Annotated in this window: 13 protein-coding genes; 11 read left to right on the forward strand and 2 right to left on the reverse strand. The window is 67.2% G+C overall.

The window, feature by feature from the left end; translation table 11 throughout:
- The first annotated feature begins 2 nt into the window (after positions 1–2).
- The 7 genes from NMB40_RS09255 to NMB40_RS09285 all read left to right on the forward strand — a co-directional run bounded on the left by NMB40_RS09255 (position 3) and on the right by NMB40_RS09285 (position 6346).
- On the forward strand, positions 3–1151 hold the full coding sequence (locus NMB40_RS09255) for an SPFH domain-containing protein (RefSeq protein WP_494360800.1): 1149 nt from the start codon (positions 3–5) through the stop codon (positions 1149–1151).
- A gap of 17 nt (positions 1152–1168) precedes the next feature.
- A complete protein-coding gene (locus NMB40_RS09260; RefSeq protein ID WP_494360801.1) occupies positions 1169–2503 on the forward strand; it encodes a TFIIB-type zinc ribbon-containing protein in 1335 nt (444 codons plus the stop codon).
- Entirely contained in the window at positions 2500–2751 is a 252-nt protein-coding gene (locus tag NMB40_RS09265; protein ID WP_448142816.1) for a hypothetical protein, read from the forward strand. The genes NMB40_RS09260 and NMB40_RS09265 overlap by 4 nt, the downstream gene beginning before the upstream one ends.
- A 43-nt stretch (positions 2752–2794) precedes the next feature.
- Positions 2795–3187: a hypothetical protein gene (locus NMB40_RS09270; protein WP_448142817.1), complete on the forward strand. Its 393-nt coding sequence runs from the start codon at positions 2795–2797 to the stop codon at positions 3185–3187.
- Positions 3188–3262: 75 nt separating this feature from the next.
- A complete protein-coding gene (locus tag NMB40_RS09275; RefSeq protein ID WP_494360802.1) occupies positions 3263–4375 on the forward strand; it encodes a type 1 glutamine amidotransferase domain-containing protein in 1113 nt (370 codons plus the stop codon).
- A gap of 19 nt (positions 4376–4394) precedes the next feature.
- Positions 4395–5069 carry a response regulator transcription factor gene (locus NMB40_RS09280; RefSeq protein ID WP_494361062.1) on the forward strand — a complete coding sequence of 225 codons (675 nt, stop codon included), beginning with the start codon at positions 4395–4397 and terminating at the stop codon, positions 5067–5069.
- Positions 5066–6346, forward strand: coding sequence for a sensor histidine kinase (locus tag NMB40_RS09285; protein WP_494360803.1), 1281 nt, complete (start codon positions 5066–5068; stop codon positions 6344–6346). The genes NMB40_RS09280 and NMB40_RS09285 overlap by 4 nt, the downstream gene beginning before the upstream one ends.
- Before the next feature lie 15 nt (positions 6347–6361).
- Here NMB40_RS09285 and NMB40_RS09290 read toward each other — a convergent pair whose 3' ends face one another.
- Together NMB40_RS09290 and NMB40_RS09295 are read right to left on the reverse strand one after the other, a co-directional pair.
- Complete coding sequence (locus tag NMB40_RS09290; protein WP_494360804.1) at positions 6362–7216, reverse strand: bile acid:sodium symporter family protein; 855 nt, start codon at positions 7214–7216, stop codon at positions 6362–6364.
- Between the two features lie 11 nt (positions 7217–7227).
- The gene (locus NMB40_RS09295) at positions 7228–7626 is read right to left on the reverse strand and encodes a DUF1622 domain-containing protein (RefSeq protein WP_494360805.1); all 399 of its coding nucleotides are present in this window, start codon (positions 7624–7626) and stop codon (positions 7228–7230) included.
- A 215-nt stretch (positions 7627–7841) separates the two neighbouring features.
- Here NMB40_RS09295 and NMB40_RS09300 point away from each other — a divergent pair, with 215 nt between their 5' ends.
- From NMB40_RS09300 to NMB40_RS09315, 4 genes are read left to right on the forward strand one after another with little or no spacing between them, the layout of a single operon-like run.
- The gene (locus NMB40_RS09300) at positions 7842–8396 is read left to right on the forward strand and encodes a (2Fe-2S)-binding protein (RefSeq protein ID WP_494360806.1); all 555 of its coding nucleotides are present in this window, start codon (positions 7842–7844) and stop codon (positions 8394–8396) included.
- Positions 8369–9439 carry an FAD binding domain-containing protein gene (locus NMB40_RS09305; RefSeq protein WP_494360807.1) on the forward strand — a complete coding sequence of 357 codons (1071 nt, stop codon included), beginning with the start codon at positions 8369–8371 and terminating at the stop codon, positions 9437–9439. The genes NMB40_RS09300 and NMB40_RS09305 overlap by 28 nt, the downstream gene beginning before the upstream one ends.
- A complete protein-coding gene (locus tag NMB40_RS09310; protein WP_494360808.1) occupies positions 9436–11712 on the forward strand; it encodes a xanthine dehydrogenase family protein molybdopterin-binding subunit in 2277 nt (758 codons plus the stop codon). The genes NMB40_RS09305 and NMB40_RS09310 overlap by 4 nt, the downstream gene beginning before the upstream one ends.
- 6 nt (positions 11713–11718) lie before the next feature.
- Entirely contained in the window at positions 11719–12972 is a 1254-nt protein-coding gene (locus NMB40_RS09315; protein ID WP_494360809.1) for a molybdopterin molybdotransferase MoeA, read from the forward strand.
- The last annotated feature ends 1 nt before the right edge of the window (position 12973 follow it).

A 12973-nucleotide genomic window follows, 5' to 3' on the forward strand; every position in this document is an offset into this window, starting at 1 on the left:
TCATGGGTCTTGTACAGGCTGTGAAGGGTGCAGTGGGCGGCGTGCTGGCCGACCAGTGGAAAGACTTCTACACCGTGCCGGCGGGCCTGCCGGCCACCGCGGCGCTGTTCGCGGCCGTGCCGCAGGGCACCAACGCCGGGCGCGGGTCCAATGCCAGCGGCTCGTCCAACATCATCACCAACGGCTCGAAGATCGTGGTGCCCGAAGGCTACGGCCTGCTGCTGTTCCAGGACGGGGCCATCACCGGCTTCGTGGCCGAACCGGGTGGCTACGAATGGCGCTCGGATGACCTGAATTCGCAGTCCATCTTCGCCGGCGACGGCATCGTCACCCCGCTGATCAAGCAGAGCTGGGAGCGCTTCAAGTTCGGCGGCCAGCCGGGCGGCCAGCAGGCGGCGTTCTTCGTCTCGCTGAAGGAACTGCCCGACAACCGCTTCGGTACCCAGTCGGAAATCTACTGGGACGACGGCTTCCTCAACACCCAGGTGGGCGCGGTCACGCGCGGCTCGTACACGCTCAAGATCGTCGACCCGATCCTGTTCGTGAAGAACTTCGTGCCGGCCAGCTACCTGCAGCCGGGCAAGGTGTTCGACTTCACCGACCTGGACAACGCGGCCGCCAGCCAGCTGTTCAATGAAGTGGTGGGTTCGCTGGCACCGGCGTTCAGCCTGTACACCAACGATCCCGGCAAGGGCAACCGCATCACCAAGCTGCAGCAGGATTCGCTGGGCTTTGCCCAGAGCCTGTCGGCGGCGGTTGAACAGGGCTACCAGTGGAAGTCCGACCGTGGCCTGGCCATCGTCAAGACCGCCATTGTCTCCATTGAATACGACGCCAACACCCGCGAGCTGCTCAAGACCGTGCAGCGCGCCGATGCGCTGTCGGGTGGGCGTGGCAATTCCAACCTGCAGGCGAGTGTCGCCCAGGGCATCCAGTCGGCCGGTGAGAATGGCGGCGCGGCAGGCCTGGTCGGGGTGGGCATGGCAACCGGCATGTTCGGGGCGGGCGGCCTGCAGCAGCCGGTCACCCCGGCAGCGCCGGCGGCCGACGATCCGGTGGCCAAGCTGAAGAAGGCCAAGGAGATGCTGGACCTCGGCCTGATCACCCAGGACGACTACGACGCACTCAAGGCCAAGGCGCTGGGTCTGTAAGGCGGGCGAACGAAACCATGTCCGACCCGAAGACACCGCCCCCGTTGCCCGGGGGCCCACCGCCGTTGCCGGAGGGCGTGACCGGCCCCGGCTCGCCGCGTGATGTGCCGCCACTGCCGGGCAGCTTCCCGCTTGACCCGGCTACCCTGCCCGACCCGATCCGCGCCGAGATCGAGGCGCCCGATCCGGTCGCGCTCGATACCAGTGCCGAGGAGCTCAAGGACGGCCTGAACCGCTGCCCCAAGTGCGGCTCCACCGATGTGCGGCTCAAGCTGGGCACCGACCTGCTGGTCTGCCAGTTCTGCCGTAACGAATGGCATGGCGCGCTGGTCGAGCAGGAGTTCGGCCTGGGCGAAGGCCTGGACCAGCTGCGTGGCACCATCATCGCGTCCGGCGCACGCGACATCGAGGCCGGCACCGCCAGCCTGATGAGCTTCAAGTGCACCGGCTGCGGCGCTGAAGTGACCATCAACACCGAAACCACCATGACCGCACGCTGCCACTGGTGCCGCCATGTGTTCGGCGTCAACGAACAGGTGGCCAACGGCGCGGTGCCGGATGCGGTGCTGCCGTTCCGGATCACCAAGGACGATGCGGTGGCGCGCATCCGCCAGTTCGTGGACAAGCGCCGGCTGTTCGCGCTGAAAGCATTCAAGGACCAGTTCACGCCCGAGAACGTGGTGGGTGTGTACATGCCCTACATGATCGTGGACAGCAATGTCAGCGCGAGCGTTTCCGGCAAGGGTGAGATCAAGACCCGCCAGTACACCCGCGGCGAAGGTGACAAGAAGAAGACCTACTACGACGCCGATGTCTACCAGGTGGACCGCGCGGTGGACTTCACCGTGGATGACCTGCCCCTGGAATCGTCTGCCGAGCGCGGCAACCTGGATACCAAGGCCAACACCAACAACATCATCAATGCCATCCTGCCGTTCGATACCAAGAACGCGCTTAAGTGGAACGCGTCGTACCTGCTTGGCTTCTCGTCGGAGAAGCGCAACCTGGACGTGGAAAAGATGAAGCCGCGGCTGGAAGACCAGCTGCTGTCCATCGCCCGCGCGCAGGTGGAAGGTTCGGTGCGCCGCTACGACCGTGGCGTGCGCTGGGAGCAGGAACGCGTGGACCTGCACGGTTCGCGCTGGGTGTCCATGTACCTGCCGGTGTGGCTGTATTCGTACCACCAGCCCGGCCGCAACGGCGGCATGCTGCATTACATCGCGGTCAACGGCCGTACCGGTGAAACCATGGGCAGCGTGCCGGTACAGCAGTGGAAACTGCTGCTGGCCGCGCTCACCACCGGCACCATCGTTGAAGCCATCACCCTCTGGTTCCTGGTAGCTGCCTCATGAGCGATGACAGTGGACTCTGGTTGCTGTTGGCGGGCCCCGCCAGCGCGACCGCCTTGTACTGGGGCCTGTACCGGTACTACCGCAACACCGACAAGTCGCATGCGTTCGAGCGTGAGACCACGGTGGAGGCCAAGCCGGTGACCGGCGCGGACCGGCAGGTCGATACCATCACCGGCACGCAGGAAACGCGGATCCGGGGCGACAACGTGCGCGAGTACCGCAAGCGGGTCGTTCGTAACAGCGGGTGAGGTAGAATGCCGCCACTTTCTGCCCTTCTAATTATGGATGACCATGAAGAAGCTTGCCTTCCTTGCCCTGCTGCTCACCTCGCTGAGCCTTCTCACCGCCTGCGCCCGTGGCGGCGACAAGGCCGCTGAGACGAACGACCCGAAGGTCGGTGACCTGTATGCGGCGGTGCTTTCGGAATTTGCCGAGTTCCAGCAGCCGGGCGAAAAGGCCTACGGCCTGCTGAAGGTCATCAAGGTCGCGCCGGACACCGTCACCGTGGTGACCGACAGCAGCGCCTGGGATGACGAGATGTCGGCCAAGCGCGAACTGCGTGGCGACCTCAAGGAGGTCGTGTGGGATATGGACGACGAGATCGTGGTGGCCCGCTCGGAGCTGGCGGAGATGCACCGCAAGGAGATCATCTTCGCCGTGCGGCATGGCGACGGCGCCAACTGACGCGACAACCGTGACTTGAAGTCTGCTTGAAGGGCGCGGTGCATGCTCCGGATCACCATCCGATCTGGAGTTGCCATGCACCGCTTCCTTCCTGCCCTGTTGCTGGGCGCTGCCCTGCTGTTCCCGCCCGCCGCACAGGCGGCCGACACGGTCCTGATCGTCCTCAGCGGCGAGGGACGCAATGCCGGCAAGACGCGGCCCGGGTATGAATTCGACGAGCTCTCGCAGGCCTGGCTGATCTTCCAGGCCAACGGGCTGGCGGTCGAGGTGGCCAGCCCCCAGGGTGGCCCGGTCGAGCCCGACAAGTACAACCCCGACGAACCGTTCAACGCACAGCTGCTGGCCGATGGCGCTGCCATGGCGCAGCTTGCCGCCACCCGGCCCATTGCCGCGCTGCGTGCCAGCGATTACCGCGCGGTCTATGTGGTGGGCGGCAAAGGCGCCATGTTCGACCTGCCCCGCTCGCAGCCACTGCAGCAGCTGATCGGCGCGGCATGGGCCAATGGCGCGGTGGTTGCGGCGGTGTGCCACGGGCCTGCCGCGCTGGCCGAGGTGCGGCTTGCCGACGGCAGCGCGCTGGTTGCAGGCCGGCAGCTGACCGGCTTCAGCAATGAGGAAGAAGCCCTGTTCGGCAAGAAGTGGGCGAAGGAATTCCCGTGGCTGCTTGAGGACGCCCTGCGCGAGCGCGGCGGCGAGTGGAGCGAAGCGCCGCTGATGATGCCGCACGTGGTGGTGGATGGGCGCCTGGTCACTGGCCAGAACCCCTACTCCACCGTTGGCGTGGCCGAGGCAATCGTACGCGGCCTGGGGCGGACCCCGGTGGCGCGCACGCCCGGACGCGACGAGCGCTCCATGGCGCTGGTCGAGCGCCTGCGCGGCGGTGATGCCGCGGGCGCGGCCAGCACGCTGAAGCAGGATCCCGCGTCCTATCACGTGGAACTGATCGGCATGCTGGGCTTCTACCAGGCAAAGGCCGCGGATACGAACCTTGCGGCGCTGCGCCCCGCGCTGCAGACCATGGAGCTGGCCATGCCCTACATGGCCGAGCCGCAGTTGAAACTGGGCATCGCCGAGGCGCACCTGCGGCTGGGCGACCGCAGCCGGGCACGGGCACTGGTGCTGGAGGTACTGGACGCCTCGCCCGGCATGCAACAGGCTGGTGACCTGCTGAAACGGATCGACAGCTGAGATGACACCCTGCCCTGCCCTGCGCGTACTGGTGATCGAGGACAACCCGGTGATGCGCGCCAACCTCGAACTGCTGTTCGCCGGCCATGGCATCGACAGCCGCTTCGCCGCCGACGGCCTCTCCGGGCTGCAGGAGGCCTTGGCCGAGCCGCCCGATGTGCTGGTGCTGGACCTGGGGCTTCCCGGCCTGGACGGCATGCGCGTGTGCGAGCAATTGCGCGCGCGCAGCGACCGGCACGTGCCGGTGTTGATGCTGACCGCCCGTGATGCGTTGGAGGACAAGCTGGCCGGGTTCCGCAGCGGTGCCGATGACTACCTGGTCAAGCCGTTCGCCGGTGCCGAACTGGTGGCGCGTTGCGTGGCCCTGTCCCAGCGCCACCGCGCAGGCACCCCGCATCTACTGAATGTTGGCAGCCTCAGCATTGATCGGCGCAGCAACGTGGTGCAGCGACATGGGCAGACACTGGTGCTCCACCACACCGCCCTGCAGCTCCTGCTGCTCCTGGCCGAAGCGTGGCCGCGAACGCTGACCCGAAGCGAGCTGGTGGAGCGGTTGTGGGGTGCCAGCCCGCCCGAATCCGATCCACTGCGTACGCACCTGTACACCCTGCGGCAGGTGCTCGACAAGCCGTTCCCGGTGCCCCTGCTGAAGACCGTGCATGGCGTGGGCTTCCGTCTGGAGGCAGACACGTGAGCGCCGCACCTCGTCCGCGTCATCGCCTGCGCCGCCGCCTGATGCTGGCCTTCTCCGGTTTCGCGCTGCTGGTGGCGGTGCTGTACGGCTTCTACGTGGTGCTGTTCGTCTATCTGGTCGAGGACCAGATGTTCAACGGGCTGCTGGAGCAGGAAGCCAAGGCGCAGCTGCATCATCATGCAACGCAGGCTGGATGGGCGCGGCCGGCATTACCGGGCATGGCGGTGCATGAGACGGCGGCAAGCCTGCCCGACGGGCTGGCAGCCAGGCTGGCGGAAGAGCCTTGGCGACGGGAGTTTGCTGGCGATCAGGGACGCCACTACCATCTGCGGCGGCTCGAACCTGGCGATGCGTGGCTGGTGGCCGAGGTCAGCCAGCAGTTGGTGGTGCGGCCAATGCGCGGTGGAATCCTGCAATGGTTGGGCTGGTCCAGCCTTGGCGTGCTCCTGATCGCCATGCTGCTGGGCGCGTGGCTGGCGCGGCGGATGACCGCGCCGCTGTCGCGACTGTCCGACGTGGTCGCCGAAGCCAGTCCCTCCCATCTGCCGACCGGGTTCGCCGAAAGCCTTCCGGACGATGAAGTTGGTGCACTGGCCCGCACGCTGCAGGGGCTGCTGGTACGCATCGAGGCATTCGTGGACCGCGAGCGCGAGTTCACCCGCGATGCCAGCCATGAACTGCGTACGCCGCTGGCGGTGATCCGCAGCGCCTGCGAGCGCATGGAGGCGCGCGCCGATCTGGACCCCGCACTTCTCCTGCAGCTCGGCCACATGAGCCAATCGGTGCTGCAACTGGAACACACCATCAGCGCACTGCTGATGCTGGCCCGCGAACAGCATCTCCAGGAGCCAGCGGAATCGGTCACCCTGCTGCCCCTGATCGAGCGGGTGATCGTGGACCAGACTGGGCTGCTAGGCGATCGCCCGGTGCACTTGGCGCTGGACGTGGCGGGCGATGCGAAGGCCTGCCTGCCGCCCACCGCATTTCGCGTCATCCTGTCCAACCTGATCGGCAATGCCTTCGCGCACACGTTGAAGGGAGAGGTATCCATTACGGTGGAAGCAGGCTGGTTGCTGATCACAAACCCGGGTGCCGGCATCGATGCGGACGCCCTGCAGCCCTTCACCAAAGGCGCGGCAAGCAACGGTTACGGTCTGGGGCTGTCGATCGTCCATCGGCTGTGCGAACGCCACCAGATCGACATTCGATTCAATCCCGACAGGACCCGCACCATGGTGTCCATCCGGCTCGATCCTGCAGCACGCACGTGCACTTGAGAACACTTGTTCCCGTCATGCATTGCGTTCGGCGGCAGGCGGTGCCTTACGGCGGCGCCACGCGACGTACGGAATGGCCATCACGGTCACCACCAGCAGGTACAGCACGATGGTGGCCGCCAGGAAGGGCTCGTCCGGAAAGTTGGTCTTGGCGATGGCCAGCGCGATGGCCGGATGGCGGCTGGCGGTGGACAGCGCCAGCACGGTCTGGCGCTGCGCGACCGGGCCGGCGAGGAGCTGGCCCACCGCCAGGCCGATCAGGATGAACGCCACGATGGCCAGCAGCGTGCCGCTGTGCAGCAGGTTGACCACGATCGGCACGGCCGAGTAGAGGATCGGCGCTGCAGCGCACAGCAGGAGGATCATCGATGCCAGCGCGATGGGCCTGGCCAGCTTCGGGCCGAGGGCAGGCGCCAAGGCTCGGGTGACCATTCCGGCCAGCAGTGGCAGCACGATCATGATGACGATGACCTTGGCGATGGCCTGTGGCGGCATTCGAAAGTCCCGCTCAAACCAAGTGCCCAGCAGCGACGCAAGCAGCGGCACCAGGACGATGGCCAGCAGCCCCATCACCACCATCAGCCCCAGCGCATAGCCGCCCTCGCCGCCGGCCTTGCTCTCCTTCTTCGGCAGCAGGGGCGGAATTGGCGCCAATGCCAGCACCACCAAGGCGATTTCGGTCGCCCGGGGCAAGGGGAATGCTTCCGCCATCAGGATGGCGACAAGCGGCATGACGATGAAGATGGCGATGACCGAGCGCAGCAGCATACGTGGATGTCGCACTAGAAACAGCGCGTCCGACACCGTCGCCTGCAGCCCGAAGGAGAATACCGTTCCGACAATGCTCGCCTGCAGGCAGAGCAGGATCACAGCTTGGGCCGTCATGGCGGCGGCGGGCCCTCGCGCGGACCCGGCCTCCGCTCAGGTGGTCGTTTCCAAGGCCAGAAGCCTTCTACCTCAAGCACGACCGACCAGCTCAGGAACGTCCGGATGATCACCAGCAGGCCCAGGGAAAGGATCGCATTCATCGTGCTGTCCAATGCCACAGTGCGTACGATGTCTGCGGCGACCAGGATCTCCAAACCAAGCAAGAGCGCCCGGCCCAGCCGGCGCCGGTAGCGCTCGTAGCTGTCGGCATGATCCTTGTGCTGCACCGCCAGGGCCACGACGTAGACCACGGTCGACACCACGATGGTGGCCACGATCAGCGCGATGGCCAGCAGCTCGATGCCGAGCGCCGACCATTCGACCCATTGGATGGCGGAGGCTTGGCTTGGCATGGAATGGGTTCCGGCAGCGGGCGCTCAGCGCTGTATGGTTCAGGGTGGTGCCAAGGGCATCCGCCCAGCCAGCGTTGAACTACGGGGCCGCGCTCAGTAAATCTACGCTGCCTGCGGTGCTGGCCTGCGCCACCTTCGCGCCACGGGCATCTGCCCTGCACCCCCGCTAGACAGGCAATGACGCAGTGTCAGGGCATCGCCTAGCCGGAACTGCCATGAGCGACTCCGCTCCCGTTGTACGTGCCCCGCACGCCTATCCAGTCACGCTTTCCATCAACGGCGTGCCGCACGCCCTGCAGGTCGAATCCACGGTCAGCCTGCTCGACCTGCTGCGTGAACGGCTTCAGCTCACCGGCACCAAGAAAGGCTGTGACCACGGCCAGTGCGGTGCGTGCACGGTGCTGGTGGATGGGCGCCGGATCAACAGCTGCCTGACCCTGGCAGTGATGCAGGACGGCGCCGAGGTACAGACCATCGAGGGCTTTGCCGACGGCGAGGTACTGCATCCCCTGCAGCAGGCGTTCATGGCCTGCGACGCGCTGCAATGCGGTTACTGCACGCCCGGACAGATCTGTTCGGCACAGGGCCTGATCAACGAAGGCAAGGTCTGCAACCGCGACCAGGTGCGCGAGCTGATGAGTGGCAACCTCTGCCGTTGTGGCGCCTACCCGCAGATCACCGATGCGGTGATGTTGGTGCTGGCCAGCGGACACCCTGCCCCGCCTGACGCAGCGCCGGCCGATTGGGTGCCTGGCACGGTGCCCGCATGATCCCGGCCATCTACCAGCGACCGGATTCGATCCAGGATGCACTGCTGGCACTGGCTGGAACTGATGGCGGCAATTACGTTCGCCCCATCGGCGGCGGCACCAACCTGCTGGACCTGATGAAGCTGCAGCTGATGAACCCGGCGGCGCTGGTCGATATCAGCCGCTTGCCGCTGGACCGGATCGAGGCGCGCGAGGACGGTGGACTGCGCATGGGCGCGACGGCGCGCAACGCCGATACCGCCTGGCACCCGCTGGTGGAGCGCGATTACCCGCTGCTGTCTGCCGCCATGCTCGCGGCTGCATCGCCGCAGATCCGCAACATGGCCACCAACGGCGGCAACCTGCTGCAGCGTACCCGCTGCACCTATTTCTATGACCCGGCCACGCCCTGCAACAAGCGCGAACCGGGCAGCGGCTGCTCCGCGATCGGCGGGCTGACCCGCCACCATGCCATCCTGGGTGCCAGCGAGCATTGCATCGCCACCCATCCTTCGGATATGTGCGTGGCACTGGCGGCGTTGGACGCCGTGGTCCACGTCGCCAGCACCAGGGGCGAGCGCGCCATCCCCTTCGCTGACTTCCATCGCCTGCCCGGCGCATCGCCCGAGGTGGACAGCACGCTGGCTGCCGACGAACTGATCCTGCGCATCGAGCTGCCACCGGCGCTCGAGTTTGCAGCGCACAGCGCCTACCTGAAGGTGCGCGAACGCCTGTCCTATGCGTTCGCGCTGGTCTCGGTGGCCGCGGCGCTGGACATCGCACCCGACGGAACGATCCGGGCCGCGCGCCTGGCCGTGGGCAGCGTGGCGCACAAGCCCTGGCGGGAGCCCTCAGCCGAGTCGTTGCTGGTCGGCGCCACGCCAGGCACCGACGCATACGAGGCGGCTGCCGAGGCACTGCTGCAAGGGGCAGTGTCGCAAGGCCAGAACGCCTTCAAGATCCCGCTGGCCAAGCGCACCGTCATCCGCGCGCTCGAAACGGCGGCACAGGGAACCGTAGACAACCAGGGCAGCACGCGCCCCCATCCGGAGACGCAGGCATGAACCTTCCCACGCAGCTGACCGCGCCGGTTGCCCCGGCAGGTACCGGCCATGTACCTACCGGCACCGGCACGCCGCGCATCGACGGCCGCGCCAAGGTCACCGGCGAGGCACGCTATGCCGCCGAATGGCCCGCGCCGGACCTGGTGTACGGCGTGGCCGTCAACAGCACCATCGCCAAGGGGCGGATCGTGGGCTTCAGCCTGGATGAAGCCCATTCCGTGCCCGGCGTGCTGCGCATCGTCACCCACCTCAACCGCCCGCACATGCGCAGCGCCGGGCTGTTCTACAAAGACATGACCGCGCCGGCCGGCAAGCCGTTCCGCCCGTTGTTCGACGATACCGTGCTGTACAGCGGGCAGCCCGTGGCGCTGGTGCTGGCGGAGACCTTCGAAGCCGCACGAGAAGCCGCAGGCCGGGTGCGGGTGCAGTACGACGTGGAAGAACACGACACCAACCTGGTCGCCGCCATGGCCCGCGCGCGGCCGCCGAAGAAGATGAAGGCGGGGTTCTCGCCCCCGCCAAAGGACAAGGGCACGCCGGACCAGGCCCTTGAGGACGCTCCGTTCTCCATCAGCGCCGACTTCTACCATGGCGTCGAGCACCACAACCCGATGGAGCTGTTCGCCAGCACGGTGATCCGTGGCGACGACGGCCACCTGACCATCTACGACAAGACCCAGGGCTCACAGAACAGCCGCTGGTATGTATCGCAGGTGTTCGGGCTGCCCAAGCGCAAGGTGACGGTGCGCAATCCCTTCGTCGGTGGTGCATTCGGCGCCGGGCTGCGGCCGCAATACCAGCTTGCGCTGGCGGTGATGGGTTCACTGGCGCTGGAACGCTCGGTGCGGGTGGTGATGACCCGCCAGCAGATGTTTACGTTTGGCCACCGCGCCGAGACGGTGCAGCGGGTAAGACTGGCCGCCGATGCCGATGGCACCCTGCGTGCGATCTGGCACGAAGCGGTCGGCGAAACCTCGCGAAATGAGGACTACGTCGAAGTGGTGGTGAACTGGAGCGGGCAGCTGTACGCCTGCGACAACGTGCACCTGGGCTACAAGGTGGTCGGGCTGGACCAGTACACCCCCATCGACATGCGCGCCCCCGGTGCGGCGCACGGCGTGCACGCACTGGAAGTGGCGATGGATGAGTTGGCCCACGCGGTGGGCATCGACCCGCTGGCGCTGCGCCTGAAGAACTATGCCGAGGTCAATCCGGCCGATGGCAAGCCGTATTCGACCAAGGCGTTGCGTGACTGCTACGCCCAGGGCGCCGAGCGCTTCGGCTGGTCGCAACGCGCCCCGCAACCTCGCGCGCGCAAGGAGGGCAATGAGTGGGTGGGCTGGGGCATGGCCACCGGGCAGTGGGATGCCATGCAGATGTTTGCCCGGGCGCATGCGCGGCTGCATGCCGATGGCCGGTTGGTGGTGAGCAGCGCCGCCAGCGACATCGGCACCGGCACCTATACCGTGATGAGCATGATCGCCGCCGAAGCGCTGGGCCTGCCGCTGGAGCAGGTGACCTTCCAGCTGGGCGATTCCACCCTGCCGGTGGCCCCGATTGAAGGCGGTTCCTCGCATGTCAGCACGGTCGGCTCGGCGGTGGATGGCGCCTGCACCAAGCTGCGCCGCCGGTTGCTGGCGCTGGCGCGGCTGGCCCCAGGCTCGGCCTTCGCACGCGCACGACTGGACGACGTGGTGTTCCGCGATGGCACCCTGGCACTGCGCGACAACCCGGCCAGCGCGGTGCCGCTGACCACGCTGCTGGCCGGCGCTGGGCGCGCCAGCATCGAGGCCAGCTACCTGCTGCTGCCCAACCTACTGGAGCAACGGAAGTTCACCCGCGCCACCCACAGTGCCGTGTTCGTGGAGGTGCGGGTAGATGAAGACCTGGGCACCGTACGGGTGATGCGGGTGGTGAGCGCGATTGCCGCCGGGCGCATCCTCAACCCGACCACGGCACGCAGCCAGATCATCGGCGGCGTGGTCTGGGGCATCGGCGCGGCCCTGCACGAGCACACCGAGGCCGACCATCGGTTCGGCCGCTTCATGAACCGCGATTTCGCCCAGTACCACGTGTCGGTCAACGCCGACATCCATGACGTGGACGTGGTGTTCGTGGATGAAGATGACCGGGTGGTCAGCAGCCTGGGCGCAAAAGGCGTGGGCGAAATCGGCCTGGTGGGGGTATCCGCCGCGATCAGCAATGCGATTTTCCACGCCACCGGCAAGCGCATCCGCAGCACCCCGATCACCCCTGACAAGGTGATGCGCTGACGTGAAATGGCGATCACGCCGGAATCGCCAGACTGGGCCATTGCCCGCCACCCGCACGCACTGATGAGGCCGTTGATCAGCGTAGAGGAAGCCGATGCCGTGCTTCGTTCCAGCACTCCCGACGTCGTCACGGAACAGATCGCCCTGCCGGAAGCGGTCGGCCGCGTGCTGGCACAGGCCGTGGTCGCCGAAGGCGCGCAACCGCCATTCGACCGGGTCATGATGGATGGGGTGGTCACCCGCTGGCAGCCGGTGATGCCCGCCGTGCTCCGCGTTGCCGGTGCGCAGATGGCCGGCATGCACGGCCAGGTCCTGGAAGATGCCGGCAGCTGCATCGAGGTGTCCACCGGCGCCGTCCTGCCCGAGGGCTGCGACTGCATCGTGCCGATCGAACATCTGGAGCGCACTGCCGACGGCTATGCGCTGCGCGCCACCGCCACGCCGGTCGCCGGACAGTTCATCCACCGCCGTGGCAGCGATTGCGCCGCCGGCACGCCGGTGCTGGCACCGGGCATCCGCATTGACGCCCCCCGGATGGCACTGCTGGCCGCCAACGGCGTGGCCCGGGTGACCGTCGCGCGGTTGCCCCGCGTGGCCATCGTCGCTACCGGCGATGAGCTGGTGGACGTGGACGCAGCACTGCCACCGGGGCGGATCCGGCGCTCCAACGACCTGGCCTTGATGGCCGCGCTGCAGGCGGCCGGCCTGGGCCGCGCCTCCCTGCATCACCTGGCAGACGATCCCGCCCTGCTTGCCGAGGCGCTGGGCCGGCTGCTGGCGTCGCACGACACTCTGGTACTGTCCGGCGGCGTTTCCATGGGGCAGCGCGACTACCTGCCCGACACGCTGGAGGCGCTGGGCGTGCGTTGCCACTTCCACGGCATCGCGCAGCGCCCGGGCAAGCCGATGTGGTTTGGCGTGGGGCCGGAGGGCCAACGTGTCTTCGCGCTGCCGGGCAATCCGGTGTCATCGCTGGTCTGCCTGATCCGCTACGTGCGCCCGGCGCTGCTGGCGGGCATGGGCGCAGCGCTTCCAGCACCAGAGAGCGTGCCGCTGGCCACTGACCTGCCCGCCTTCGCCCTGGCCCAGTTCATTCCGGTCCATCTGCAGGACGATGGCGGCGGCACTGTGGTGGCCGAGCCCGTGGCCTCGCGCAACTCCGGTGACTTCACGGCGTTGGCCGGCACCGCTGGCGTGCTGGAGCTTGCCGCCGGCAGCGCGGGTTCGACAGGCCAGCTGTTGCAGCTGCACCGGTGGTGAC

It is taken from the genome of Stenotrophomonas sp. FBCC-B152, assembly GCF_059134105.1.

What these genes read in the sequence shown, in the direction of transcription:
- NMB40_RS09255 (WP_494360800.1), top strand. Translation starts at nt 3, where the DNA reads ATGGGTCTTGTACAGGCTGTGAAGGGTGCAGTGGGCGGCGTGCTGGCC.
- NMB40_RS09260 (WP_494360801.1), top strand. Translation starts at nt 1,169, where the DNA reads ATGTCCGACCCGAAGACACCGCCCCCGTTGCCCGGGGGCCCACCGCCG.
- NMB40_RS09265 (WP_448142816.1), top strand. Translation starts at nt 2,500, where the DNA reads ATGAGCGATGACAGTGGACTCTGGTTGCTGTTGGCGGGCCCCGCCAGC.
- NMB40_RS09270 (WP_448142817.1), top strand. Translation starts at nt 2,795, where the DNA reads ATGAAGAAGCTTGCCTTCCTTGCCCTGCTGCTCACCTCGCTGAGCCTT.
- NMB40_RS09275 (WP_494360802.1), top strand. Translation starts at nt 3,263, where the DNA reads ATGCACCGCTTCCTTCCTGCCCTGTTGCTGGGCGCTGCCCTGCTGTTC.
- NMB40_RS09295 (WP_494360805.1), bottom strand. Translation starts at nt 7,626, where the DNA reads ATGCCAAGCCAAGCCTCCGCCATCCAATGGGTCGAATGGTCGGCGCTC.
- NMB40_RS09300 (WP_494360806.1), top strand. Translation starts at nt 7,842, where the DNA reads ATGAGCGACTCCGCTCCCGTTGTACGTGCCCCGCACGCCTATCCAGTC.
- NMB40_RS09310 (WP_494360808.1), top strand. Translation starts at nt 9,436, where the DNA reads ATGAACCTTCCCACGCAGCTGACCGCGCCGGTTGCCCCGGCAGGTACC.
- NMB40_RS09315 (WP_494360809.1), top strand. Translation starts at nt 11,719, where the DNA reads ATGGCGATCACGCCGGAATCGCCAGACTGGGCCATTGCCCGCCACCCG.